At 59.6% G+C, this 24,805-nt stretch carries 24 protein-coding genes, 1 pseudogene and 1 riboswitch; of the genes and pseudogenes, 10 read left to right on the forward strand and 15 right to left on the reverse strand.

Features of this window, described 5'->3' with window-relative positions; genetic code table 11:
- Positions 1-32: 32 nt before the first annotated feature.
- Positions 33-350, reverse strand: a complete 318-nt coding sequence (locus L085_RS10115; RefSeq protein WP_079007635.1) for a hypothetical protein — start codon at positions 348-350, stop codon at positions 33-35.
- Between the two features lie 320 nt (positions 351-670).
- Between L085_RS10115 and L085_RS10120 the strand changes: the two genes are divergently transcribed.
- The 3 genes from L085_RS10120 (at position 671) to L085_RS25295 (ending at position 4,408) form a co-directional block, all read left to right on the forward strand.
- Entirely contained in the window at positions 671-1,948 is a 1,278-nt protein-coding gene (locus L085_RS10120) for an HlyD family secretion protein (protein WP_033644082.1), read from the forward strand.
- Positions 1,941-4,055, forward strand: coding sequence for a peptidase domain-containing ABC transporter (locus L085_RS10125; RefSeq protein ID WP_044030674.1), 2,115 nt, complete (start codon positions 1,941-1,943; stop codon positions 4,053-4,055). Before L085_RS10120 ends, L085_RS10125 begins: the two co-directional genes overlap by 8 nt.
- A gap of 158 nt (positions 4,056-4,213) precedes the next feature.
- Positions 4,214-4,408 carry a hypothetical protein gene (locus L085_RS25295; RefSeq protein ID WP_126186674.1) on the forward strand — a complete coding sequence of 65 codons (195 nt, stop codon included), beginning with the start codon at positions 4,214-4,216 and terminating at the stop codon, positions 4,406-4,408.
- A 51-nt stretch (positions 4,409-4,459) separates the two neighbouring features.
- On the opposite strand, the gene L085_RS10130 is transcribed toward L085_RS25295, so the two are convergent.
- Both L085_RS10130 and L085_RS10135 read right to left on the reverse strand, forming a co-directional pair.
- Positions 4,460-6,286, reverse strand: coding sequence for a hybrid sensor histidine kinase/response regulator (locus tag L085_RS10130; protein ID WP_049870656.1), 1,827 nt, complete (start codon positions 6,284-6,286; stop codon positions 4,460-4,462).
- Positions 6,283-6,915, reverse strand: a complete 633-nt coding sequence (locus L085_RS10135) for a response regulator transcription factor (RefSeq protein WP_015378765.1) — start codon at positions 6,913-6,915, stop codon at positions 6,283-6,285. The genes L085_RS10130 and L085_RS10135 overlap by 4 nt, the downstream gene beginning before the upstream one ends.
- A 175-nt stretch (positions 6,916-7,090) precedes the next feature.
- On the opposite strand from L085_RS10135, the gene L085_RS10140 reads away from it, so the two are divergent.
- Together L085_RS10140 and L085_RS10145 are read left to right on the forward strand one after the other, a co-directional pair.
- On the forward strand, positions 7,091-7,405 hold the full coding sequence (locus tag L085_RS10140) for a hypothetical protein (protein WP_015378764.1): 315 nt from the start codon (positions 7,091-7,093) through the stop codon (positions 7,403-7,405).
- 194 nt (positions 7,406-7,599) lie between these two features.
- Entirely contained in the window at positions 7,600-10,662 is a 3,063-nt protein-coding gene (locus L085_RS10145; protein WP_044030675.1) for an autotransporter domain-containing protein, read from the forward strand.
- A 138-nt stretch (positions 10,663-10,800) separates the two neighbouring features.
- On the opposite strand, the gene rluF is transcribed toward L085_RS10145, so the two are convergent.
- From rluF to L085_RS25710, 3 genes and pseudogenes are all read right to left on the reverse strand, one after another.
- Positions 10,801-11,670 carry a 23S rRNA pseudouridine(2604) synthase RluF gene (gene rluF / locus L085_RS10150; RefSeq protein WP_021504493.1) on the reverse strand — a complete coding sequence of 290 codons (870 nt, stop codon included), beginning with the start codon at positions 11,668-11,670 and terminating at the stop codon, positions 10,801-10,803.
- A 138-nt stretch (positions 11,671-11,808) separates the two neighbouring features.
- Positions 11,809-12,666, reverse strand: coding sequence for an aminoglycoside adenylyltransferase family protein (locus tag L085_RS25035; RefSeq protein ID WP_226988596.1), 858 nt, complete (start codon positions 12,664-12,666; stop codon positions 11,809-11,811).
- Positions 12,649-13,092, reverse strand: a pseudogene (locus L085_RS25710) (helix-turn-helix domain-containing protein); the annotation flags it as partial. The pseudogene L085_RS25710 and the gene L085_RS25035, both read right to left, overlap by 18 nt.
- Before the next feature lie 95 nt (positions 13,093-13,187).
- Here L085_RS25710 and L085_RS10160 point away from each other — a divergent pair.
- Positions 13,188-14,411, forward strand: coding sequence for an MFS transporter (locus L085_RS10160; protein ID WP_044030676.1), 1,224 nt, complete (start codon positions 13,188-13,190; stop codon positions 14,409-14,411).
- Here the strand turns inward: L085_RS10160 and L085_RS10165 are convergent.
- The 4 genes from L085_RS10165 to L085_RS10180 all read right to left on the reverse strand — a co-directional run bounded on the left by L085_RS10165 (position 14,408) and on the right by L085_RS10180 (position 18,184).
- Positions 14,408-14,833 carry a GNAT family N-acetyltransferase gene (locus L085_RS10165; protein ID WP_021504444.1) on the reverse strand — a complete coding sequence of 142 codons (426 nt, stop codon included), beginning with the start codon at positions 14,831-14,833 and terminating at the stop codon, positions 14,408-14,410. The genes L085_RS10160 and L085_RS10165 overlap by 4 nt on opposite strands.
- 70 nt (positions 14,834-14,903) lie before the next feature.
- Positions 14,904-16,868: an FUSC family protein gene (locus L085_RS10170; RefSeq protein WP_044030677.1), complete on the reverse strand. Its 1,965-nt coding sequence runs from the start codon at positions 16,866-16,868 to the stop codon at positions 14,904-14,906.
- A 4-nt stretch (positions 16,869-16,872) separates the two neighbouring features.
- The gene (gene mdtN, locus L085_RS10175) at positions 16,873-17,910 is read right to left on the reverse strand and encodes a multidrug transporter subunit MdtN (protein ID WP_015378757.1); all 1,038 of its coding nucleotides are present in this window, start codon (positions 17,908-17,910) and stop codon (positions 16,873-16,875) included.
- A gap of 10 nt (positions 17,911-17,920) precedes the next feature.
- A complete protein-coding gene (locus L085_RS10180) occupies positions 17,921-18,184 on the reverse strand; it encodes a YtcA family lipoprotein (RefSeq protein ID WP_004941494.1) in 264 nt (87 codons plus the stop codon).
- 217 nt (positions 18,185-18,401) lie between these two features.
- Between L085_RS10180 and L085_RS10185 the strand changes: the two genes are divergently transcribed.
- The 4 genes from L085_RS10185 (at position 18,402) to L085_RS10200 (ending at position 21,373) form a co-directional block, all read left to right on the forward strand.
- A complete protein-coding gene (locus L085_RS10185) occupies positions 18,402-19,016 on the forward strand; it encodes a TetR/AcrR family transcriptional regulator (protein WP_004941499.1) in 615 nt (204 codons plus the stop codon).
- A gap of 91 nt (positions 19,017-19,107) precedes the next feature.
- Positions 19,108-19,204: riboswitch (TPP riboswitch) on the forward strand.
- Positions 19,205-19,239: 35 nt separating this feature from the next.
- The gene (gene thiM, locus L085_RS10190; RefSeq protein WP_015378755.1) at positions 19,240-20,031 is read left to right on the forward strand and encodes a hydroxyethylthiazole kinase; all 792 of its coding nucleotides are present in this window, start codon (positions 19,240-19,242) and stop codon (positions 20,029-20,031) included.
- On the forward strand, positions 20,031-20,831 hold the full coding sequence (thiD, locus tag L085_RS10195) for a bifunctional hydroxymethylpyrimidine kinase/phosphomethylpyrimidine kinase (protein ID WP_044030678.1): 801 nt from the start codon (positions 20,031-20,033) through the stop codon (positions 20,829-20,831). Before thiM ends, thiD begins: the two co-directional genes overlap by 1 nt.
- An 83-nt stretch (positions 20,832-20,914) precedes the next feature.
- Positions 20,915-21,373 (forward strand): inhibitor of vertebrate lysozyme family protein, encoded by a 459-nt coding sequence (locus L085_RS10200; RefSeq protein ID WP_044030679.1) that lies wholly within the window; start codon positions 20,915-20,917, stop codon positions 21,371-21,373.
- A 39-nt stretch (positions 21,374-21,412) separates the two neighbouring features.
- Here L085_RS10200 and gutQ read toward each other — a convergent pair whose 3' ends face one another.
- The 5 genes from gutQ to srlB all read right to left on the reverse strand — a co-directional run bounded on the left by gutQ (position 21,413) and on the right by srlB (position 24,788).
- On the reverse strand, positions 21,413-22,384 hold the full coding sequence (gene gutQ / locus L085_RS10205; protein ID WP_004941509.1) for an arabinose-5-phosphate isomerase GutQ: 972 nt from the start codon (positions 22,382-22,384) through the stop codon (positions 21,413-21,415).
- Positions 22,377-23,150 carry a DNA-binding transcriptional repressor gene (locus L085_RS10210; RefSeq protein WP_015378752.1) on the reverse strand — a complete coding sequence of 258 codons (774 nt, stop codon included), beginning with the start codon at positions 23,148-23,150 and terminating at the stop codon, positions 22,377-22,379. The genes gutQ and L085_RS10210 overlap by 8 nt, the downstream gene beginning before the upstream one ends.
- 83 nt (positions 23,151-23,233) lie before the next feature.
- Positions 23,234-23,590, reverse strand: coding sequence for a transcriptional regulator GutM (gene gutM, locus L085_RS10215; RefSeq protein ID WP_004941515.1), 357 nt, complete (start codon positions 23,588-23,590; stop codon positions 23,234-23,236).
- Between the two features lie 45 nt (positions 23,591-23,635).
- Positions 23,636-24,415: a sorbitol-6-phosphate dehydrogenase gene (gene srlD / locus L085_RS10220; protein WP_015378751.1), complete on the reverse strand. Its 780-nt coding sequence runs from the start codon at positions 24,413-24,415 to the stop codon at positions 23,636-23,638.
- A 10-nt stretch (positions 24,416-24,425) separates the two neighbouring features.
- Positions 24,426-24,788 (reverse strand): PTS glucitol/sorbitol transporter subunit IIA, encoded by a 363-nt coding sequence (gene srlB, locus L085_RS10225; protein ID WP_044030680.1) that lies wholly within the window; start codon positions 24,786-24,788, stop codon positions 24,426-24,428.
- Positions 24,789-24,805 lie beyond the last annotated feature (17 nt).

Raw genomic sequence — 24,805 nt, forward strand, 5'->3', positions numbered from 1 at the left:
ATAATTAACCTTTCAGAGGGAGCCGCTTGTTTTCAAGCACCCCATTCTTTCTCGTAATGATATTCGATACGGCTTGCATCCCCACCCAGCAGGGAGCCTACGGCTGCAACGCTTTTAAATGCCGCATAGCCAAGCGAGTCTGCGACATTATGAACGGCGCCCAAGCCAAAACCGATCGCGTTGAACCCTTGGCCTACGGAAGAGATCAATCGGGTATTAAGCGCATCATTGGCCAATTTTACGGTATCAATGATAACATCGCCGGCAAATCCTGATACAAAGCTTGCCGTATCGGAAATAATCCCCGCACCAGAAACGATTTCGATCTCTGCAGTATTTAGCTCTTTCATAGTAAATCCTTTCAACTTTATCCCTATACCTCAGGAACGAAACGTAAAGCGTTTCGCAGCTTAATTCTCGCAGCCTCTGTGAATGACGGCTTGATGAGAATACGCTTAGATTAAAGAGGTCGGCGTTGAAATATGCAACTCATAACGCCGTCGCTAATATTAGGGTCGCACTTTTTGTGACGTTTCAGCAGTTTTGTGGTTTTTTAAGATTATTATTACTTGTGGGTTTTGCCAACAAAGACTAAATCTAAATAAGCGCCGTATTGGGCCATGGATAAGATAAAAATGAACGGTGTCGCTATATATGGAGAGGTCAAAATTTGTTTAGGGAAGAGGCCTTATCGCACAGTCGTTCTAAATGGGCAGGAAAAGCATTGTTAATTGCAGGGTTGCCGGCCTGGGTCATCGCGGGCATTTCACTTTCATTCGTTTCTGTGCTGATCATTTTCGTGACCTATGGCGGTTATACCCGGCGTATCAGCGTTGGCGGAGAGGTCACGACGCTGCCAAGGTCGGTCAACATATTTGCTACTCAGCAGGGATTCATTGCACAACGCTTTGTCAATGTGGGCGATCAGGTAAAAAAAGGGCAGCATCTTTATCAGATAGACGTCAGCAGGGTGACGGATTCCGGCACCGTCAGCGCAAGCACGCGGCAGGCGATAGAAAATCAACTGGCGCAGGTCGATAGCATCATCGCCAAATTGGAGGCGAACAAGAAAACGACCCTGGTCAATCTGCAAGCGCAGATTGACCAATATAAACTGGCGCACAGCCAGTCCAAACAGATGGTCGAGAATTCACGCAACGGCGTTAACTTCATGCGCGAAACCATGAAAAATTACGATGAGTATCGCAGTAAGGGGCTCATTAATCGGGATCAGCTGAATAACCAGGTTTACCTCTACTATCAGCAGCAGAGTACGTTCCACAGTCTCTATAACCAAAGCATTCAAGAGTCTTTGCAGATAACTAACCTGAATAGCGATCTCGCGACAAGAGCGTCCGATTTCGATAATCAAATCTCACAATATCAATTTCAGCGCAATGATCTCCTGCGGCAGCTGGCCGAAGCGGACGCCAGCGGCTCGTTGATTGTCAATGCGCCGGCGGACGGGCGCGTTGAATCGCTCAGCGTGACGCCTGGGCAAATGGTCAATACGGGAGACAGCCTGGCGCAATTAATCCCCAGTAATCATGCCATCTATTATTTGGTTTTATGGTTGCCCAACAGCAGCGTGCCTTACGTGAGCCGAGGCGATCACATCAACGTTCGCTATGACGCCTTTCCGTATGAAAAATTTGGTCAGTTTCCCGGCGTGATCGAAAGCATCGCTTATGTTCCCGCATCGATTCAGGAAATGTCCACTTACAGCAGTTCGCCAACTCGACAATCGGCTGAACTGGTTGAGTCGTACTACAAAGTGCTGGTGGCTATCGATAACACGCAGTTTGGCTATCAGGGAAAGAAGCTGAACCTTTCAAGCGGCATGAAGGCGCAAGCCACGCTTTTCCTGGAGAAAAGACCCATCTACCAATGGATGTTCGCGCCATTTTATGACATGAAAAACAGTGTGTCGGGGCCACTTCGTGAATAAAGTTTATGAGAATATCGTTGGCAAGCTGAACCTGTCGCTCAGAAGAAAAGTGCCGCAGGTCTTGCAAACGGAGGCCGCCGAATGCGGGCTGGCCAGTTTAGCGATGGTGTGCGGCTATTACGGCATGCACATCGATATGCTGTCGATGCGCCAGAAGTTTGATATCTCGGCCCGCGGCGCCACCCTGAGCTCGCTGATCGCGATCGCCGAGAATCTCAATTTGAAAACACGGGCTTTATCCTTGAGCCTGGATGAGATTCACCAGGTGAAAAGGCCCTGCATATTGCACTGGGATATGAATCACTTTGTGGTCCTGGTCAACATTCGCGGTGGGCGGATAACCCTGCACGATCCGGCATTTGGCCGCCGGGTTATCGGCCTGCAGGAGTTTTCCCTTCATTTTACCGGAATCGCTTTAGAGGTATGGCCAAGCAGTGAATTCACGCCTGTGGTGCAGAAAAATCGCCTGCACTTTAGAAAACTGCTCAGCAATGTCACCGGTCTTAAAAGCGCGCTGGTAAAAATTTTCGCGCTGTCGCTGGTCATTGAGGCCGTCAACCTGCTGATGCCCGTCGGGACTCAGTTGGTGATGGACCACGTCATCCAGGCCGGCGACCATAATTTATTGGTCATTATTTGCGTCGGTTTATTGTTTTTTATCTTGTTCCGCACCTGCGTTTCGATGTTTCGCTCGTGGATCTCCATCGTGATGGGCGCGCTGATCGATATACAGTGGAAATCAGGGCTGTTTGATCATCTGATGAAGCTCCCGCTTGCCTATTTTGAAAAGCGCAAGCTGGGTGATATTCAATCGCGCTTTGGCTCGTTGGACGCCATTCGCACCACGTTTACCACCAGTATCGTTTCCAGCATCATTGATGGCATCATGTCGGTCGGCGTATTTATCATGATGTTCATGTACGGCGGCTGGCTGGTGTGGGTAGCCTCCGGCTTTACGGTCTTATATGTTCTGCTGCGCCTTTCGACCTATCGCTATTATCGGCAAGCGTCCGAGGAGCAATTGGTGAAGTCGGCGAAAGCCAGCTCACATTTTATGGAGACGCTGTACAGCATCGCGACGCTGAAGTCGTTGGGGTTGGCGGGAACGCGTTCGCAATTCTGGTTAAATTTAAATATCGATACGGCAAACGCCAATATTCGGGTGACGAAGCTCGATATGTTCTTTGGCGGCGTGAATGCGTTTCTTGCGGCCTGCGATCAAATCGTTATCTTGTGGTTGGGCGCGTCTTTAGTGATCGACAGTCAAATGACATTAGGCATGTTTGTCGCCTTTAATGCCTATCGGGGGCAATTCTCCGATCGCGCGTCAAATCTTATCGATATGGTCATTCGGCTGCGAATGCTGAATTTGCATAATGAAAGGCTGGCGGACATCGTGCTTTCTACGACAGAGGAAGAAAAACCCTATCGCAAGATATGCAATACCAACGAGGCGGTGACTTTTGAAGTGCGCGATCTGCTTTATCAATATGACAGCCTTTCGCGCCCAGTGATCCCCAGGCTCAGCCTGCAGATCGCAGCGGGAGAAAGCGTGGCGATCGTCGGGCCTTCAGGCGTTGGCAAAACCACGTTGATGAAGCTGATGTGCGGGCTGTTGGAACCGACGGAAGGGCGCTTGTTTATCAACGGCATTAACATTCATGATATCGGCATTAATAATTATCGGGAGTGCATCGCGTGTGTATTGCAAGAAGATAAACTGCTTTCCGGTTCAATTGCCGAGAACATATGCAGTTTTGATGCTCATCCCGATACGGAATTTATCGTTGAATGCGCCAAGCATTGCAATATTCACGACGATATTATGAAAATGCCGATGGGATATGAAACGTTGGTGGGCGAATTAGGGGGGAGCCTTTCCGGCGGGCAAAAACAGCGGGTTCTTATCGCCCGCGCGTTATATCGAAGGCCCAGTATTCTGTTTATGGACGAAGCCACCAGTCATTTGGATCTGGACAATGAAAAAAGGGTGAACGAAGCCATATCCTCGTTGAAAATGACCCGCGTTATCATTGCTCATCGGCCATCGACGATTGCATCGGCAGATCGGGTAATTACATTGCAACCTGTAAATGCAATGGCGTAATTGTTTGATGAAATATAAAATTTTATATTTATTTCATCTTTAATTAAGATTTTCGTTATTGAGTTAATTTATCGAGCGCCTTATACCTAAAGCGTGAACCGACGGTTCATAAAAAGCAGTCTTTTTTAATTGATTCTTTTAGTGAATGGAGATGAAAAATGAGAGAATTAAACTCAACAGAAGTTCAGCAGGTGAACGGCGCAACGATTGGCCTGGGTTTGGCTATCATCGGCAAGGTTGTTAACAGCTGGGGAAACGCGTGGAATAATGCCTGGGGCGGTTGCACGCCAAAACCGCCGGTATGTAAACCTGAGCCGCCGGTCTGCAAACCAAAACCGCCTAAATGCGATTAATCGTATTTAGATAACGCAGCGTAATATGCGGCAGGCTTAATGTTTTATTCATTAAGCCTGCCTTATTGCTGGCGGATAACGTGCGCCATCGACGCAGTTAACCCGCCCCCACTGGGTCAGCAGCGCATGCAGCCTGGCCGGTTCCAGCGGCTTGCGCAGCACCAGATAGCCTTCCTGCTCGGCCTCTTGCAATATTTGCGAATTGAACTCGCCGCTGACCATCGCGCCGCTCACGTCCGGCAGGCGTTCGAACAGCGCTTTCAGGATGTCGAAACCGCTCTCGCCGGAACGCAGGCGCTGGTCGCACAGCACGGCGAACGGCGTGAAGCCGCCGTCGACAATGGCGAAGGCCTCCTCGGCGGAGGCTGCGCAGCGCACGGTGATGCCCCAGGTGCTCATCAGGCTCTCCCAGGCGGAGGTCACCAAGGGATCATCGTCCACCACCAGGCAGGCGCCGCGCAGTGGCGCATAGCGGGTAGGCGTGGCGGTGTTGTCGTAGGCGGCCGCGGTTTCCGGCGCTTTGTCTTCGCCGATGTATTGCGTGAAGCGCATCCAGAAACGCGATCCTTTGCCTTCGACGGAGTGCATGCCGTACTTCACCTTCATCAGCTTAGCGCAGCGCGCCACCACCGCCAGCCCCAGCCCGTGGCCGGCGCTGTCGATTTTCCACGCCAGCTCGGGGCGGTAGTAAGGGGAGAAGATTTTGCTTTTCTCTTCGTCGGCGATGCCCACGCCGGTGTCCCACACTTCCACCAGGCACTCGGCGCCGCGCGGGCGGATGGCGATCAGCACGCCGCCCCGTTGCGTGTAGCGCAGGGCGTTCTGGATCAGGTTGATCAACGATTGCCGCACCAGCAGCGGATCGCCCATCACGCTGATACGCCGTCTGGGGCGCCAGGTGCGCAGCGTCAGGGCGCGGCTGTTGGCCTCTTCGCGGAACAGGGTGACTACCGAGTCGAGCAGGGCGCCGATATCCACATGGGTGGCGGCGGTGCGCACGTTGCCGGATTCGATTTTGCTGAGATCGAGCAGCGAATTGAACATCAAATGCACCGAACGCACGCTCTGCTGCAGATCCAGCAGCTGCGGCGTCAGGCTGTCGTCGCGGTTTTTGTGGATGATGGCCTCGATCAGAAAGCCCATGGCGTGCACCGGCTGACGCAGATCGTGGCTGGCGGTGGTCAGGAATTGGTTCTTATCCAGCAGCGCCTGTTCCGCCTCTTCTTTGGCCTGACGGAACTGCTCCGCCAGGCGCGAGCTTTGTTCTTCGAGCAGCGCCTGCTGAATAAAGAACGCATGCGAGGTTAACGCGTGGCGGTAAATGGCGAAGCCGTACAGCAAGTTCAGCATCAGCACGATGAACATCACGTCTTCCAGCCGCCAGATGATGCCGAGGTTCAGCAGCCCCCAGGAGGCGAAGAAAAAGCGGGTAAAGGTGCTGATAACCGGCGTCAGGTGCGTTGCGTTGGCGGCGACGATCGCGGCGATGCTGATATTGAGCAGCAGAAAAAAGTCAAAGTTATGGGTCTGCGGCGTAATTAAATAGAGTGAGGAGATCCCCAAGCCGTGAATAAAGGCCACCTTATTAATGCGCGGCAGCCAGCGGCGCAGCACGGCGTCTTCATCATTTTCTTTGGCCTCGCGCAGGTAGCGCCGATGCCATATTCTGATCGCCACGGCGCATAGCAGGTAAACCATGATCCAGGCAATGGTTGGGCCAAGTTCATCCCCCAGCAAATAAATCCAGATGGCGAATGGGATGCCGACGAAAGGCACGGCGGTGAAGCTGAACACCAGCCGCATGAAGGTGTTGTCCAGCAGGCGGATCTGCGCGCGTGGGGAGATGCCATCATTTTGTAAATGCTGGAAAAACCTCATGACGACGGATCCCGTTTGCCGTGCAACAGCGTGATGGCTTCCACCCGGCTGTTGACGCCGATCTTTTTCAATATATTGCTGATATGTTCTTTGACGGTGGGTTCGGAAATAGACAGTTGCGTCGCAATTCTTTTATTTGGCAGGCCGCGCAGCATCATGGTTAATACGTCGATTTGCCTCGGCGTTAAATTGAATTTATTTAAGTGCTCATGATGGCTTTTTATGCAGGTTTCATTACCGTCAGGGAACCAATCCTGATTATTATTCAACGCAAAAACCGCCCTGGCGAATAATTCAGGCGGTTCGTTTTTTAATACAAATCCATGCCCGCCGGCAGTGTGCACTTTCTGCCAGATATCGTTATTCTCGTCGCCGCTAACCACCAAGATCCGCACCTGAGGGTAAAGTTGCTTTACTTCTTTGAGTAATTTCAACGCTGTACCGGAAGAAAGCCAAAAATCGATCACCAGTAAACGCGGTGGGCCATTTTCCCTAATATGGCGGTAGCAATTCTCTTCATTGGTCACCACATGCGCCTGTTTGAATCGGCAATGCGTGCTGAGAAAATTGGCGATGCCGCTTGCTACCAATGGATGGTCATCAACGACCAACGCATAATCCTGCCCCAAAGGATTCTCCTTTCGCCTTCAAATATCAGATAGGTCTGATGAATTATTATCAACCCTCCCTACTTTAGGAGGGTTTTTTCGTTTAGGAAAGGGAAATATATTATTCGAGGATTTGGATAAGAGAAAACATAAAGCCAATCGGTAATTTTAACTGATTGGTTATAAAGGATAATTTATGAAGAAACCACTTATCGCTTTAACCGTTACGATGATGGTAGCCGGTTGTTCCACCTTGAAAACCGATCAGGCCATTCCATTACTGCAGGCGGAAACCGCCAAAATGCTGGGGCTGGGATCGTCGGACGAAATTACCGTGACCAACGTCAATGGCGCACAGCCGGATGCGCTGGGCGGCCAAAAACTTTCATATCGCGCCACCACGGAAAAAGGCCGCATTTTCGATTGCTCGTCGCTGATGATGCCGGGAATTTTAGGTTCCTCGCCGTCGCTGAGCGCGCCGACCTGTACGCCGGTGGTCACGCATAAATAATTCGCTTTGGGGGCGGTATTACCGCTTCCTGGTTTTTCATCGTCGGAGCGTCAGCGCCGGGGGGCAATAAGCTTTTGCTTCGACGATCACTAAACCGGCGTGCGCGAAATAACGCCTCACTTCTCCTCTAGTGTATTGAGTTCCCTATAACAATAAATTTCGCGACATCACGCTAACGAGTACGGAGATAGCCCGTGAATGACAAAACATCGCACCCTTTAGCGGTTAGAACACCGCTTTCCAAACTTTACCTCGCTCTATTTTCCGCGCCGTTGTTGATGCTGGCGCCCGCCGATCTCGCTCGCGCAGACGATGCCATTTTTGACGGCGACTCAAAAATTACCGAATCATTGGCCTACACCGGGGACGTTTACGTCGGCCGCAATCAAAGCGGCAACTTGCTGATCGAGAATGGCAAGATCAGCGCCTATAACATCAATATCGGCCGGATGTTCAACGGCCAAATTCACGACAGCGTGGTCACGGTTCGCGGGCCGAACGCCGAGCTGAACGCGGTGAACGATCAGTTCGTGCTGCGCGGCGGCCTGAATCTGGGGCGGGGTACGCTGCGGGTTGAAGACGGCGCGCTGGCCAGCGCGAAAGAGATCGTGGTCGGCACCACCCGTGGCTACGACAGCCACCTGATCGCCACCGGCGCCGGTTCTCGCGTCACCAGCAATTTTCTCAGTGTCGGCACCGATTTAGGGGCACGATCCACGCTGGCGATCGAAGACGGCGCGGTGCTGAACACCGCCTTTGACGCGCGCATCGGCAATGGCAGCGGACCGGGTGAGACCGATACGCTGAGCCCGAAAGCTACGGTCACCGGGGCCAATTCCCAGTGGAACGTCGGCCGCGCGCTCACGCTCTACGGCGATCTGGACGTGCTGAACGGCGCTGCGGTCAACGTCGGCAACATCCAGGTGGCGGGTGTCTCGGGCGCGCGTAAAACCGCTGAGCTGGTGGTCGCCGGCAACGGCTCGCGCTTTACCAGCGGCAGCAGCGTCAACGTCGGCGATTACGGCAACGGCGTGTTGGCGGTCATGGACGGCGGGACATTCTCCGCCGGCGGCAACGAAGTGGTGCTGGGCGAGACCGGTTCCGGCTCGAACCGCGGCGCGCTGATTATCGGCAGCCGCGGCAATATGGACACCGGCACCGGGTTGACCGAGCCGACGCTCGGCGCGGCGGGCGCTGCTGGAGCCATCGATGCCCAGACGGCGATCGCCCTGCGGGGCGGATTGTTCCGCAGCTATGTGTACTTTAACCATACCGACGGCAATTACGTTTTCAGCAACAAGATGAGCGGCGAAGGCGAGGTGATCAACAGCGCCGGGCACACGACGCTGAACGGCGATCTCTCTGAGCTGCAGGCGAACGTCACCGCGCGCGGCGGCAAGCTCATCATCGCCAGCGACATCAATACCCAGAAAGAAGACGACATCTTCGAGATCCAAACCCTCGGCGCCGAGAACGGCGGCACGCTGATCCTGAATGCGACGGCGGGTACCGGCGTCAATAACGGGCTGGGCTACAGCAGCGCCGCGTCGATCAAGGCCGGCGGCACGCTGGGCGGCAACGGCACGCTGGGCCAGACCGAGATCCAGTCCGGCGGCCATATCTCGCCCGGCGACGGCAATATCGGCACGTTGACGCTGAAACGCTACCTGAATTTTATCGGCGAATCCTTCTATGACGTCGATATCGCCGGCGACGGCCGCAGCGACCAGCTGCTGGTGGCGGGCAAAACCACCATCAGCGATCGGGCCAAAGTGCAGGTGACGGCGCTGGATCCGCAAACCAGCTATAAAACCGGCCAAAGCTACCGCATTCTGACCTCGGACGGCGGCATTGACGGCCAGTTCGCGTCGGCGGTCTCCAAGTCTGCCTTCCTCGATGTGGCGCTGAACCACAGCGCCAACGCCGTGGATCTGACCATCGCGCAGAAAGACACGGGCGGGGAAAACCCAGGCGGTGAGAATCCGGGTGGGGAAAATCCAGGCGGCGAGAATCCAGGAGGCGAGAATCCGGGCGGAGAAAACCCAGGCGGGGAAAATCCGGGGGGCGAGAATCCGGGCGGGGAAAATCCAGGCGGGGAAAATCCGGGGGGCGAGAATCCAGGCAGCGGCAAGCCGGGCATTTTCCAAACGGTGGCCGAGAGCGGCAACCAGTGGAATACCGCCGGCGCGCTCTCGACGCTGACGCAGAGCGGACCTTCGCTGGCGCTGTACAACTCGCTGCTGCTGCTGAGCGCGCCGGAAGCGCGCGAGGCGTTCAATCAGCTGTCCGGCGAAGTCTATCCGTCGATGCAGTCTAACCTGATCGCCGGCAGCACCCAGCTGTTCAATGTGCTGAACCAGCGCATGCTGCGCCTGTTCGACAACGACAGTCTGCCGGTACCGCCGTTGGCGATGTCGCTGGTGCAACCGGCGCCGGCGCAAAACAGCGGCGTCTGGGGGCAGACCTTCAGTTCCTGGGGCAGAAACAGCGGCAACGGCAACGTGGGCAAGCTGGATGGCAACACCACCGGCTTCCTGTTGGGGGCGGATCGCAAACTGGCGGACCATAACGTGCGCATCGGCGGCTACTTCGGTTACAGCCGCGGCGACTATGATGTCGACAGCCGCCGCTCCAAAGCCGATACCGACAACTACCACCTCGGCCTGTATGCGGCCGGGCAGCAGGATGCGTTCTCGCTGCGCGGCGCGCTGGGTTACACCTGGCACAAGATTGAAGGCAAGCGCAACGTCGATTTCAGCGGCTTCTCGGATCGACTGAAGTCGGATTACGACGCCAACTCGCTGCTGGCGTTCACCGAAGCGGGTTACCGTTTCGGCCAGCCGGAGATGAACGTCGAACCGTTCATCAACCTGAGCTACATCCGCCTGCATACCGACAGCTTCCAGGAGTCGGGTGGCGCGGCGGCGCTGAGCGTGCGCAATGAAACGATGAACACCTTCTACTCCACGCTCGGGGTGCGCGGCGTGACCGAACTGCCGAAGAACGTCAGCCTCTACGGCTCGCTCGGCTGGCAGCATGCTTACGGCGATAAGAACACCTCATCGCGCATGGCGTTTGCCGGCAGCGACGCGTTCGTCACGCAGGGCCAGGCCGTGGATGACAACGTGATGGTGGGCGATATCGGCGTGAGCGTGAAGCTGTCGCGCGCTGCGACGCTGGATGTCGGCTATCAGGGGCAATTCGGCGCCGATACCCGCGTTAATTCGGTCAACGCCAACCTGCGCTGGTCGTTCTGATTTTCCCTCTAGACTTCTCTGGTACCGACGGGCCCGCTTGATGCGGGCCTTTTTTATGGTGGTAACTCAGTGGCGGCCGGTGGCTGACTTTCACGATAAAAAAGCCCGCGCAACGGCGGGCTGAACGGGGGAAGGCGTTTAACGCCCTTTTTTCTTGCGCCCCGGCTGGGTAAAGCGCTTGCGGCCGGCCGGCGCAGCGGCTTTGTCGGCGCTTTTCGGCCCGCCGGCGCTCGGCTTTTTCGCCGCGGCGGATTTGGCCGGGGCCTTCTTCGCCGGCTTGGCCTCGGACGAGGAGCCTTCAATCAGCTTGAACAGTTCAATCAGCTCGTCATCGGTCAGATCGCGCCACTCGCCCAGCGGCAACCCTTTCAGGCTGACGTTCATGATGCGCGTGCGTTCCAGCTTGGTGACCTCGTAGCCGAAGTGTTCGCACATGCGGCGGATCTGGCGATTCAGCCCCTGCACCAGCGTGATGCGGAACACGAACGGCGCCTCTTTCTTCACCTTGCACTTTTTGGTCACGGTGCCCAGCATCGGCACGCCGGCGCCCATGCCGCGAATAAACTCGTCGGTCACCGGCTTGTTGACCGTCACCAGATACTCTTTCTCGTGATTGTTGCCGGCGCGCAGGATCTTGTTGACCAGATCGCCGTGGTTGGTCAGAAAGATCAGCCCCTGCGAATCCTTGTCCAGGCGGCCGATCGGGAAGATGCGTTTGCTGTGGTTGACGAAGTCGGCGATGTTGTCGCGCTCGCCGTCTTCGGTGGTGGTGACGATGCCGACCGGTTTGTTCAGCGCGATCAGCACCAGATCTTCTTCATTGCGCGGTTCGATCAGCTGACCGTTAACCTTCACGACATCGCCGGCAAATACCTGGGCGCCAACGGTGGCGCGTTTACCGTTGATGAAAACGTTGCCCTGTTCGATGTATCGATCGGCGTCGCGGCGTGAGCAGATGCCGCTCTCGCTAATGTATTTGTTCAGACGAATGGATGAGTTAGTCAGCATGGGATCTCCGTAAAACGCGGACTATACATTACCCGGATGACGCTGCGAAGCGAATCATGCAGGGGGCGGCGGCCATGAACAAAATCCGTCCCTGCATCAATAAGTGCAGACGATAAGTGGTGTCGACAGGCTGGCGTCTTATTGCGATGCTGTTGTCGTCAATAGACTTGCGATCGTCGTTTTGGCATAGCCGATGAATGCTGCCAACGGCTGCTGATGCTGAGGCAGATCATCTATCGCTTGTCCGAGATAAACTCGCCGCGCGGTGCTGAGTACCGGCTGGTGTTCAGATGGCAAGCGTTCCAGCAGCCATTCGGCGGCCACATCTTTGGGGGCGATCCGACCGGTCGCCGCGCTGAACCAGATGCGCGCCAGCGCCAGCACAATGTTGCATTCGTCGCCATGCCAGTCATCAGGCTCGTTCCATTGACTCAGGGTATCGGTGAGCGCGGCGATGAAGTCGCTGCGAGGGACGCTGTCATACAGGAGTTCAAAGGAGGCGCCGAACAGATGTCGATGATGCTGCCGGGCTTTGGTAAGCAGGATCGCCACATCAGGATCCAAGGTGGCGGGGGAGACAATTCCCACCAGCAACTCTTCACGCAGCCATTCGCCAAACTGTAACTCACGTCGTGGCGGATAGCGCCAGGGTTTGATGTCGGTCTGTACCAGCACGGTGACTTCCAGCGGGCGAAAGATACTGTCGGCACCTGGCGGAGCCGACACGGTCAGCAAAGCTTTCATAAGGGCGGCCCGAGAGGTTGACATCAGCGGCTTGCTGATGACGACCAAGATGTCAATATCGCTGTTGGGTTTAAGACCGCCATCGACCGCGGATCCATACAGATGGATGCCCAAGAGTTTCTCGCCGAGTTGTTCTGTCAGCACGTTGCATGCGGCGTCGATCTGTGCGGCGATTTCGGTTGGAAGTGTTTCTTTTATCGCTAATTGGGGATTGTTAAAAGACGGCTCAAAGCGTTCCCCCACCTTCACCACTCGGGTATTCAGCGGGGTGAGCGTCTGCCCGGCGCTGCCGATCGGTGTCAGGCGCGGCACGGGGCGGCCGCTGTCACTTTCCACCAGCGTTGAGTGCGCCTCTCCCTCGGCGAACAGATGATCTTCCCCCCACTGGCGCAGGCCAACGATCACCGGAAACAGCGCGCGGCCTTTCTCAGTCAGCACATACTCCTGATAGGCGCTGCCGTCCGCGGCGGGCACGATCTCCAGCACGCCGTGCGTCACCAGGGCGCGCAGCCGGGTGGCAAGAATGTTCTTCGCCATCCCCAGCCCTTTTTGAAACTCGCTGAAACGGGTGACGCCGTCGAAGGCGTCGCGCACGATCAGCAGCGACCACCAGTCGCCAATCACATCCAGCGTGCGCGCCACCGGGCACGGCGCGTCTTCCAGGCTTTTACGTTTCACGGCGGTTATCTCCAACTACATATTCTGGTTGCATTATAAAACCTCCGCATCTAAAGTTCATTGGGTTTAATTATGAAACCAGATTGGGGTGTGCGATGAGCGACAAACTGCTGGATCCCCCCTGTGCGGCGCTGGGGCGTCTGCCGGCCGCCCTGGTGCTGCTGTTGGCCGGTGCCAGCGCCTTTAGCGTGGCCAACGTTTACTATGCGCAGCCGCTGCTGGACGCCATCGCCCGCGATTTTTCCATCAGCCTGGCGGCGGTCGGCATGGTGATCACCGTGACTCAGTTGGGCTGCGCGCTGGCGTTGCTGTTGGTGGTGCCGTTGGGGGATCGGCTGAACCGGCATCGATTGCTGGCGGGGCAACAGCTGGGGCTGATCGGTGCGCTGCTGCTGGTGGGATGGGCGCACGGCGCGCCCTGGCTGCTGGCGGGGATGTTGCTGGTGGGGCTACTGGGCACCGCCATGACGCAGGGGCTGATCGCATTCGCCGCGGCCCTGGCGGCGCCGCAGGAGCGCGGGCGGGTGGTTGGCGCGGCGCAGGGCGGGGTAGTGTTGGGGCTGCTGCTGGCGCGCACCCTGTCCGGCGCGCTGGCAGACGTCGGCGGCTGGCGCACGGTGTACTTCTTCTCAGCCGGAGTGACGCTGGTGCTGCTGCCGATCCTGTCGCGCCTGCTGCCTGCGCCGCGCACCGCGCCCAGCACGCTGAGTTATCCCGCGTTGCTGCGTTCAATGTTGAGCCTGTTGCGGCATGACCGCACGCTGCAAATTCGCGGCATGCTGGCGCTGCTGATGTTCGGCGCTTTCAGCCTCTTTTGGAGTTCGCTGGTGTTGCCGCTGAGCCGGCCGCCGTTCAACTTCACCCATGCTGCGGTGGGAGCGTTCGGCCTGGTCGGCGCGGTGGGCGCGCTGGCGGCGGTGCGCGCCGGGCATCTGGCGGATCTCGGGCTGGGGCAGGCGGTCAGCGGCGCGTGTCTGCTGCTGTTGACGCTGGCCTGGCTGCCGCTCGGTTTGCTCGGCAGCGGCCTGGTTTGGCTGGTGGCGGGCATTGTGCTGCTGGATCTGGCGGGCCAGGCGATCCACGTGCTGAACCAGAGCATGATCTTCAGCGCCCACCCGCAGTCGCATAGCCGGCTGGTGGGCTGCTACATGCTGTTTTACGCCGTCGGCAGCGGGCTGGGCGCCTTTGCCGGCACCCATATGTACGCCTGGGCGGGGTGGAGCGGCGTCTGCTGGCTGGGGGCAGGCGTCAGCCTGAGCGCGCTGCTGTTTTGGCGGCTGACGCTGCGCGGCATGCCGGATGCGGCGGGTAAGAGCTAGCGTGCCGGTGAGTGCATCAGGTAATAATCTTCTTCGCCGTCGTTGCCGGTAGAGATAATACGCCAGCCGTGTTTGCGGTAGAACGTCAGCGCCTTTTCATTCTTCACCAGGCATTTCAGCGAGCCGGTGGCGGTGAAGGTGGCTTGCGCCGCTTGCAGCAGCGCACTGCCGACGCCGCGCGGCGGCTGATGGGGATCGACATACAGGTTATGAATGAAGTTGTCTTCGCGGTAGATGGAGACGAATCCCAGCAGCACGCCGCCGTCTTCCGCAACCCAAATCGCTTCGCCCAGCGTCGCGCGGTCGAAATCTTCCAACTGATAGTTCGAGGTATCGCGCCAACCGAACGCCGCCTTGCGCGACGCCAGGTACAGCGTGCGCAGGAAGGGGCGATCGGCCTCTTGGTAAGGTCTTATTTGCATGGCATCTCCCGGTGGTTTTTGCTCACTATAGCGCATGGCGCCGGGCGTGCATGGCCGCAAACGGAAAATGCTAGGCGTCGCCCCAGGCGGGCAGGCGATTTACCCCGTCGCTCAGCTCCTGAGCCAGGTGGCGCACGGTGTCGGCGTGCAGGGCGGCCAACGGTGGATGAAAGTCGGGCGCCCGCAACGCTTGCGGCGCACGGGAAAGCTGCGCCGCATACTCGGCGAGAACGCGCCCGCCCTGACGTTGCACCTCGAACAGCGCCTGGCGTTCCTGCGCGGACAGCGCCGCGCTACTGCCTGCCAGATAGGTGTTGAGCTTTTCGCTGGTCAGCAACAGGCTGCGCGTCTGGTTAAAGATCAGTTGGATATGCCGGGTGAAGCTTTCATGGTTATCGTCCGCCAGCTGCCAGGTGGGCTCCAGCGTCACCCGGGCCACTACCGCTTCGCAGCCCTCGATCTTTTGCCAGATGCCGATGGCGTTTGTGTTCTCGCCGCCGAGGAAGCGCGACAGTTCCCGCAGCACGTTGGCAACCTGCTGCCGCAGTGACTCCCCTTCGTATTCCGGCCACAGCGTGGCGTGAATGAAGGTGGCGAACCCTACCCCCAGCACGATGCCGATCAGGCGATCGCGGATCTCGGTCAGCCCGGTGACCGGGCCGAAGCTTTCCAGCAGCGCCAGGGAAAAGGTGAACAGGATCTGTACCCCGGCATAGCTTATTTTCTCGGAGCCGGCGGCGATCCAGGCGGAGAGGGCGATCACCGGCAGCGTCAGCAGCAGCAAGCCGACGAGGCTGTCGAGGTGAGGCATGATCCACACCACCGAGATCAGCGCCAGCAGGCTGCCGATCGCCGCGCCGCCGAGACGCAGCCGCGCCCGCCGCTGTGTGGCGCCGAGGCTGGGCTGCGCCACGATCAGGCAGCTCAGCATGATGGTATGAATGCCGGACCAATCGACGGCGGTATAAAACACGTAGGCGACCAGTACGGTCAGCAGCGTTTTCAACGAAAACTGGATGTAAACCGGGTTGGTCAGGGCGTCGGGGGTAAAGAAGGGCACTTTCGGCGGCGGCGCGGCCTGCAGGGCGTCGGCGTAGTCGCTGCGGTTGGCGTAGACCTGCAGGAGGCTGGCCATTTCATTGAGCGGCGCCGGCACCTGCGGATCGTCGCTGCCGGCGATCGCGACGGAAAATCGCAGTGCGCTTTCGTAGCTTATCGCGGTTTGCAGTGCGCGGCAGGCGGCATCTATCTCTTGCGCCAATTGACGCGCGGCCGCGCCGAAAGCCGGCGGCAGCTGGTAGGCCAGGATATTGAGCTGCAACACCAGGGTGATCAGCGCCAGATAACCGGGCTCGTTGGCGCGGCAGCGATCGCTGCGCATCACCGAAAAGCGCAGCAGCTTATGCAGCTCAGTGGCGTGCTGGGAGATGGCGCTCAGATCGCGCGTCTCGCCGCCGTTGGTCAACATAGCGCGGGTTTCGTCCAACACCGCGTTCATCCGACCCTTTAGCTGTTTCAGCGGTTCGGCCGGCAGCAGCAGGGTATTAACGATCAGGGTGAGCAGGATGGCGTAGTTGATCGCCACCCATACCCACAGCACCAGTCGTATCACCACTTCCGCCTGCGGAGTGAGATCGACAAAGCTTTGCGTGTAGATCACCACCAGCGCCATCAGGAAGAACAGCACCCCAACCTTGGTCACCCGCATCAGGAACACGCTGAGGAAAAACAGCGCGCTGGAGAGCAAGATGCGCAGCATCGGGTAGTCGTAGGTGAACTTCAGCACCAGGATAGCGGCGCCGATCGCCAGCGTGGAGCTGACGAAAAACAGGATACCGATCGCGCGGGTGATCACGATATTGGACTGCGTGATAAAGAAGACAGCGATCAGCGACAGCGCCAGCCACGGTACCTGCAGCGTCTGCGAGGTCACGATGGCGATCGCGCTGGAGAGCAGGGCGCGGATCACCAGGTTTATGCGGCTGTCCGAAGGGCGCAGCTCGTCGATCAACTGGGACAGCCAGCCGCGAGACATCGTTTTATTCTTCATGGCGCAGGTTCAGCTTGGCCACCGCCGAAGCGCCCACGCGGAACAGCGCCGGGTTGGGAGCCTCTACCGCGATCTTGACCGGGAAGCGCTGAGAAACGTGCACCCAGTTGATGTTGCGCGACACGTTGGGCAGCCCGCCCAGCACGCTGCCGCCGTCGTCGGGCTGCACGCCGTAGCTGACCGACTCCACCTTGCCGCTGAAGGTCTGGCCGGCGTCGCTCATTAAATACAGCGTGGCCGGCACGCCGGGATGCACGCCTTTCAGGTCAGTTTCGCGGAAGTTGGCGACCACGTACCAGTGGCGGGTGTCGATCAGCGTGAACACCGGTTTGGCGCTGGAGGCATATTGGCCGACGGTGGTTTTCAGGGAGGCGATGCGGCCGTCGAACGGCGCTCGCACCTCGGTAAATTCCAGATTCAGCTTGGCGATGGCGATGTCGGCCTGCACTTCGGCGCGCTGCGCGACCAGGGCTTCGACGCCGCTGACGGCGGCTTCCGCCTGTTTCGCCTGCAGCAATGCGGCCTGCAGTTCCGCCTGCGCCGAGCGCTGGGAGGTGCGGGCGGTTTCCACTTCTTCCGCCGAAACGTAGTTCTTGCCGAGCAGCTTCTGCCGGCGGTTGAGGGTGTCGGTCGCCTGCGCCACCAGCGCCTGCGAGCGTTTGACGATGGCGTTCATCGATTCGGCGTTGTACTGCTGCGCGTTGACCGAACGCTGCGTCAGTTTGATCTGTTCATTCAGCGTGATCAGGCGCGCTTCGCTGGCCGCCAGCGCGTCCTGGTAAGGGCGCGGATCGATGCGGAACAGCAGATCGCCTTGCCGCACTTCCTGGTTGTCGCGGATCGGCATCTCGACGATGCGGCCGTTCACCTCCGGCACTACGTCGATGGTGTCGGCATAGGCGTAGGCATCGTCGGTAGTGGGGGCGTTTTCCACCCGCCAGACGACGACGGCGGCCACGATGAGCGTCAACGCCAGGATGGTAAGCACCAGCAGTCTGCGCTTGTTGGAGGTTTGTGGTTGGGTCATGGCGTCAGTCTCAGTGGGGGAAAACCAGTAACCAGGTCAGCATGGCGATCAGCGCGGTCAGCGCCGGATACGTCAGCAGCTGCGGCGCCAGCCAGGCGCGTTTTTCCGGGGTGCGCAGCAGCAGGTGGATCGCCACCATGCCCGCCACGCCGCCGCACAGGCAAAACAGCCAGTCGGGGAACGAAGCGCCGAACACCACCATGGACGGTGCCGGTGAGCACCCGGTGAGCAGCAGCGCGGTCAGGCAGGTGATAAGCAGTTTTTTGTCGGGCATAGGGCTTTCTCTGGCGATTGGCTTGGTCGACGGGCCGAATGGAATGACTCTTTTTCAGTGAGTGAGGTCACTGTTTGTCTTCCCCACGCTTGCGCAAGGAGAAACTAGAATAAATACTCTACTCTAAACTAGAGGGGTTAATCTAGTTTTTTGTGTCACCCTGCCTTCGCGGCGGCAAATGGGTATAATGCGTTGATGACAGCGGGCAGAAACGAATATGCAAATCGACGAACACATCACCGGGCGGGAGCCGCAGCAGGAAAGAGGGCGGCAACGCGTACAAACCATTCTGGATTCGGCGGCGGCGATCGTGGCGCAGGACGGGCTGGCGGCGCTCAGCATGCAGCGGCTCGCCAAGCACGCCAAAACCTCCATCGGCTCGATGTATCACTTTTTCCCCGATCGCCACGCGGTGATCAAGGCGCTGGCGGATCGGCACACCGAATCGATCGAGGCGCTGGTGCGCGACATGGCGTTGGCCAGCGACGACGAGTGGCGGCGCCTCTCCGCTGAAGAGGTGATCCAGCGGCTGTTTTCTCCCTATGCGCAGTACCTGCGCGAGCACGCCGACTACCTGCCGGTGATGCGGGAAATGAACCTGCCGGATGAAAAGTCCAGCTTCCTGGCGCTGATCGCCCGAGTGCTGCAGCTGCGCCGCCCCGAGACCGCCGAAGCGGAGATCCTGCAGCAAACCCGGCTGTTGCAAAGCCTGGTGGCCGGCACTTTGCACCACATCTTCAAAACGGCGCCGCAGAACGTGGCGTTTACCCTGGCGGAGCTGCCCGGCGTGCTGAGCCTGTATCTGGCGGGAAAAGAGGGAAGCATCGCTTAGGCGCGAGCCAATTTAATCGCTTGTTTGTCCGCGCCGCCGCTGGCATGATCCCCTGCAGGGATTAACGCAACGTTGATCACAACCTATTGATTTTCATGACTCGGGGTGCCCTTCCGCGTGAAGGCTGAGAAATACCCGTATTACCTGATCTGGATAATGCCAGCGTAGGGAAGTCACGGCCGCTCAACCGGCGCCGCCTTCTTGAACGCCGGTTGGGAGGAATATGATCGCTCGACCTGATGCACTACCCGGCGCCCGCGCCGCGGCCTGCCTGACCCAATTCCAACAGCGGCCTCCGCTGATCCACTGCCTGACCAACGAAGTGGTGCAATCGCTGACTGCCAACGTGCTGCTGGCGCTCGGCGCCTCCCCGGCGATGGTGGTGGAGCCGCAAGAGGCGGCGCAGTTCAGCGCGCTGGCCGACGGCCTGCTGATCAACGTCGGCACCCTCAATGCGCTGCGCGCCGAATCGATGCGGGCGGCGGTGGCCGCCGCCAATCAGGCCGGCAAGCCCTGGACGCTGGATCCGGTGGCGGTCGGCGCGCTCTCCTACCGCACCGCCTTCGCTAAACAGCTGCTGGACGAGCAACCGGCGGCGATACGCGGCAACGCCTCGGAAATCATGGCGCTCAACGGGTTGCTGGCCAGCGGCCGCGGCGTGGACAGCGGCGACGATTCCCTGGCGGCATTGCCCGCCGCGCGTGAGCTGGCGCGGCGCAGCGGCGCGGTGGTGGCGGTCACCGGCGCGGTGGATTACGTCACCGACGGCCAACGCGACTGGGCGATCGAAGGCGGCTCCCCGCTGATGACGCGGGTGGTGGGCACCGGCTGCGCGCTGTCGGCGGTGGCGGCGGCGTTTTGCGCCCTGCCGGGCGATCGCCTGGACAACGTGGCAACCGCCTGTCGGGTGATGTCACACTGCGGCGGCCTCGCGGCCAGGCAGGCCGCCGGGCCGGGCAGCTTTACGCCGGCGTTCCTCGACGCCCTGTATCAACTACGCGGGGAGGATCTGTGATGAAACGTATTAACGCGCTGACCATCGCCGGCACCGATCCCAGCGGCGGCGCCGGCATTCAGGCCGATCTGAAAGCTTTCTCGGCGCTTGGCGCCTACGGCACTTCGGTGATCACCGCGCTGGTGGCGCAGAATACCCGCGGCGTGCAGTCGGTGTATTACATCGATCCGGCGTTCGTCGCCGCGCAGCTGGACTCGGTGTTCAGCGACGTGCGCATCGACAGCGTCAAGATCGGCATGCTGGCCAACGCCGACATCGTGCAGGCGGTGGCCGAACGTCTGCGCCATTACCGGCCGGAATTTGTGGTGCTGGATACCGTGATGCTGGCAAAAAGCGGCGATCCGCTGTTGGCGCCGGAGGCGGTAGAGTCTATCCGGCGCGAGCTGTTGCCGCTGGTGTCGATCATTACGCCGAACCTGCCGGAAGCGGCGGCGCTGCTGGCGTGCGCGCCGGCGGAAGATGAAGCGCAGATGCGCGAGCAGGGGCGGGCGCTGCTGGCGATGGGCTGCCAGGCGGTGCTGATGAAGGGCGGCCACCTGAGCGAAAGCGAGAGCCCGGACTGGCTGTTTACCGCCGAAGGCGAGCAGCGCTTTACCGCGCCGCGCGTCGCCACCCGCCATACCCATGGCACCGGCTGCACGCTCTCGGCCGCGCTGGCGGCGCTGCGCCCGCGCCATGCCGACTGGGCGGCCACGGTGGCCGCCGCCAAGGACTACCTGCAACAAGCGCTGCAACAGGCGGATACGCTGGAAGTGGGGCACGGCATTGGGCCGGTGCATCATTTTCACGCCTGGTGGTGAGCCAACTTTTTGCCGCAACCGTGGTCTGACTAGTTCAGGCCCGGTTTACGGGCGAAACCTGATTTAACCTAGGGAGAAGGACTATGACGGGACACCAGGCGCTGCGTTGCGCCCTCTTCGGCGCACTGCTCAGCTTCAGCGCGGGCAGCTTTGCCCAGCAGATCGTCACCACGTCGGATTTGATTCAGCAGCCGGGGTATCAGGCCAGTTGGCAAAACATGGTCAAAGGCCAGGCGCGGATGCCGGGCTGGGCGCGCAAGGGCGTCGGCACCTCTACGCCGGCGCAGAATCTGAACTGGAAAGGCAAAGAGTATCTGGTCGGCAATCTGTGCAAACCGCACGACTGCGGCAACAACTTTTTGATCGTGGCGTTCAGCGCGGATAAATCCCAGGCCTGGGGCGTGCGGGTGGAAGTGGAAGACCGGCCGGAAGCCGTCGATCACCCGAAGAAGTATGCCAGGTACCAGTGGCTCGGTAAGCCGGATGACGACATGAAGGCACTGCTTAAGCAGCAGTTCGAGAACAATCCCGACTGGAAATAATCAGACCGGGGGCGCCGCTGGCGGCGCCCCCGGCACCGATCAGCCGATGCCGGCCTGATGCAGATCGTGCAGGTTGAGCGCCCCCACCAGCACGCCGTCCATGTTGACCACCGGGGCCGCGCTGATGTGCTGTTCGTGCAGCGCTTCCAGCGCTTCGCCGGCGCGCCACTGCTCCGGCAGCCGATAGCCAGGGCGGGTGATCGCCGGGCTGAGCGGATCCTGCAGGCTGTTGCCCTTCACCAGCCAGCGGCGCAGGTCGCCGTCGGTAAATACGCCCACTACCCGCTGCTGCGCGTCGCACACCGCCACTAACCCCAGCCCGGTGCGGCTCAGCTCCAGCATCGCTTCCATCACGTTGGCGCTTTCGCTCACGCGCGGCAGGCGATCGCCGGTGCGCATCAGGTGATGCACACGGTTCAGCAGGCGCGCCCCCAGGCTGCCGCCCGGGTGCGAGCGGGCGAAGTCTTCCGCGTTGAAACCGCGCTGGCGCATCAGCGCCATCGCCAGGGCGTCGCCCATCATCAGGGTGTTGACCGCGCTGGAGGTCGGCGCCAGCCCCATCGGGCAGGCTTCGCGCTCGACGCCGATATCCAGCACGCAGGCGGCGGCCAGCGCCAGCGGCGACTCTTTGCCGCCGGTGATGGCGATCACCGGAATGCCGTTCTCCGCCAGCAGCGGCAGGATCAGATCCAGCTCTTTGGCGCGGCCGGAATAGGAGATGAACACCACCACGTCATCGGCGCCGATCATGCCGAGATCGCCGTGCAGCGCCTCCGCCGGATGCACGAAGAACGACGGCGTGCCGGTGCTGGCCAGCGACGCGGCGATCTTCTTGCCGATATGGCCGGACTTGCCGATGCCGGAAATCACCGCTTTGCCGCGGCAGTTCAGCAGCAGCTCGCAGGCGCAGACGAAGTTGTCATCCAGGCGCGCCAGCAGGCGCTGCGCTTCGGTCAGCTCGATCTCCAGCGTTTCGCGGGCAAAGGCGAGCAGGGCGTTGGCGTTACTCATCGGGGTCTCCTACCAGAAGGATATTGATGCCTTTCGCCTGCAGGGCGGCGAGATAATCGGGGTTGATGTCTCGGTCGGTGATCAGCGTATCGACGGCGCTGAGCTCGCACACCACGTTCGGGCTCTTGCGGCCGAATTTCGAGGAGTCTACCAACAGAATAATGCGGCCGGCGGCTTCGCACATCGCCTTGCTGACGTTGTGCACTTCGTTGAAGGTGGTGACGCCGGCGTTGAGATCGACGCCGTCCGCGCCGATAAACAGCTTGTCGAAGCTGAATTGCTGAAACGCCGATTCCGCCAGGCTGCCGTGGAACGAGGCCGACTTCTTGCGGTAGGTGCCGCCGGGCATCAGGATGGTCTGATCGTTGTCCAGCTCCACCAGCGCGTTGACGATGGTCAGGCTGTTGGTCATCACCGTGATGTTGTTGAACTGTGCCAGGTGCGGCACCATCTGCAGCACCGTGCTGCCGGCGTCGAAGATCAGCGAGTCGCCGTCGGCGATCAGTGCCACGGCGGCGCTGGCGATCTGGCGTTTTTTCTCGGTGTTGATATGGGTTTTGCGGTCGATCGGCTGATCGCCGTCGTCGCGGCTGAGCACCACGCCGCCGTAGGTGCGGATCACCTCGCCTTCTTCTTCCAGCAGGGTGAGATCCTTGCGGATGGTGGTGCCGGTAGTGGAGAAATGCTCGGCCAGGGCGTCCACTGCCGTTTTGCCATGTCGCTGCAGATATTCAAGGATAGCGGCCTGCCGCTGCTTTGGTTTCATCGCGATTCCCGTTCACAAGAGTTGGGCATTTCCCCTCGCTGAATAATTCACTATGAAAGGTAATGTCTTTTAATGTGAAAATATCACGATTTGGGTTCAATCGCTAACGATAGTGCAGACTGGCATGCGCGATCCTCGGGGAAGATCACATCCGGGCGCAAATCCCGCTGATGTAACCCGTGTAAATGAGGCAGCGGGCGTGGCCGGGCGAAAACGGTCAGGCCGCGCAGCAACAGGCTGCCGCACACCCGCCGATCGGCGTCGAAGGCCAGCGCCAGCACCACTCGCGGGCGAAAACGGCCACCGGAACGGCCGACGCCCACGGCGCCCAGCCGGCATAAACCATCGAAGGCGCGGTTGAAACGTTGCAGTTGCCACCAGCCGAAGGCGATTTGCAGCAGCCAGGCCAGCAGCGCGAAGGCGATCAAAGCTTGTGTCATGGCGTTCTCCTTAGCCCCCTCTGCTGAAGGGGGCATCGATTGGCGTCAGAACATCACCTGGCCGCCGGTGATGTTGATCGATTGGCCGGTGCAGTAAGAGGCCTTGTCGCTGGCGTAGAACAGCAGGGTGTTCAGCACATCCTGGTAGTCGCAGCCGCGCTTCAGCGGCACCTTGTCGATGTAGTACTGCTCCACCTGATCCGGCGCGATGCCCAGTTTTTGCGCGTACTGCGGCAGCAGCGACTGGAACATCGGCGACTTCAGCAGGTTGCCGAGCATCAGCGAATGCACGGTGATGCCGTACTCCGCCAGATCGAGCGCCAGCGACTGCGTCAGCCCCACGCCGCCGAACTTGGCGGCGCTGTAGCCGGAGTTGTGCTTGCTGCCGACCTTGCCGGACTTGGAGTTGATCTGGATGATGCGCCCGGCGATGCCGTCGCGGATCATCAGGCGCGAGAACTCACGGGCGCAGAGGAAATAGCCCACCAGGTTCACCTGCAGCGAGCGGTCGAAGTCGCCCAGCGGGAAATCGGTGATCGGCGCCGCCTTGGCGATGCCGGCGCTGTACACCAGCAAATTAGCCTGGCCAAACGCCCGGTCAACCGCCGCCGCCAGCGCGATCACGCTCTGCTCGTCGGTGGCGTCGGCCTGAAAACCGCAGGCGCTGCCTGTGCCGTACTCTTCGTTGATCTGCTGTGCCACCAGACTGGCGTTGTCGGCGTTCAGATCGGCCACCGCCACCCGATAACCGGCCTGCGCCAGCCCGTGGCTCAAAAAGGCACCTAACGTTTGGCCGCCGCCAATCACTACAGCTACTTCAGACATGGTCTACTCCTTATGCGATAAATGACAGCGTGCTGCCCAACGGGATATCGGTCGGCGTCGGGCCGGATACGTGGATCGAGCCGGGAAATTCGGCATCGGCTTCGCCGTCGAAGCGCACGGTGATATGGCCCAGCTCGCGCAGATTCTGCGTGGCGACGCTGCCGACGGCGGTGATGGCGTAGCGCTGCTGCGCCAGTTCCATCACGCCGCCCACCTGCAGCTCGCCGGCGGTTGCGCCGTGGCGGTGGATAAAGCAGAACTCTTCGATATCCGCCGGGGCGCCTTCACGGAAGGTGATCAGCATGTTGTCCAGCAACGCGTCGCGGGCGCAGCCGCCGATCTGCGTGATGGTGGTGTGAAAAATGGTGTGCATAAACGTCTCCCTGGAAA

This window comes from Serratia sp. FS14 (genome assembly GCF_000695995.1).
GTDB lineage: Bacteria > Pseudomonadota > Gammaproteobacteria > Enterobacterales > Enterobacteriaceae > Serratia > Serratia nematodiphila.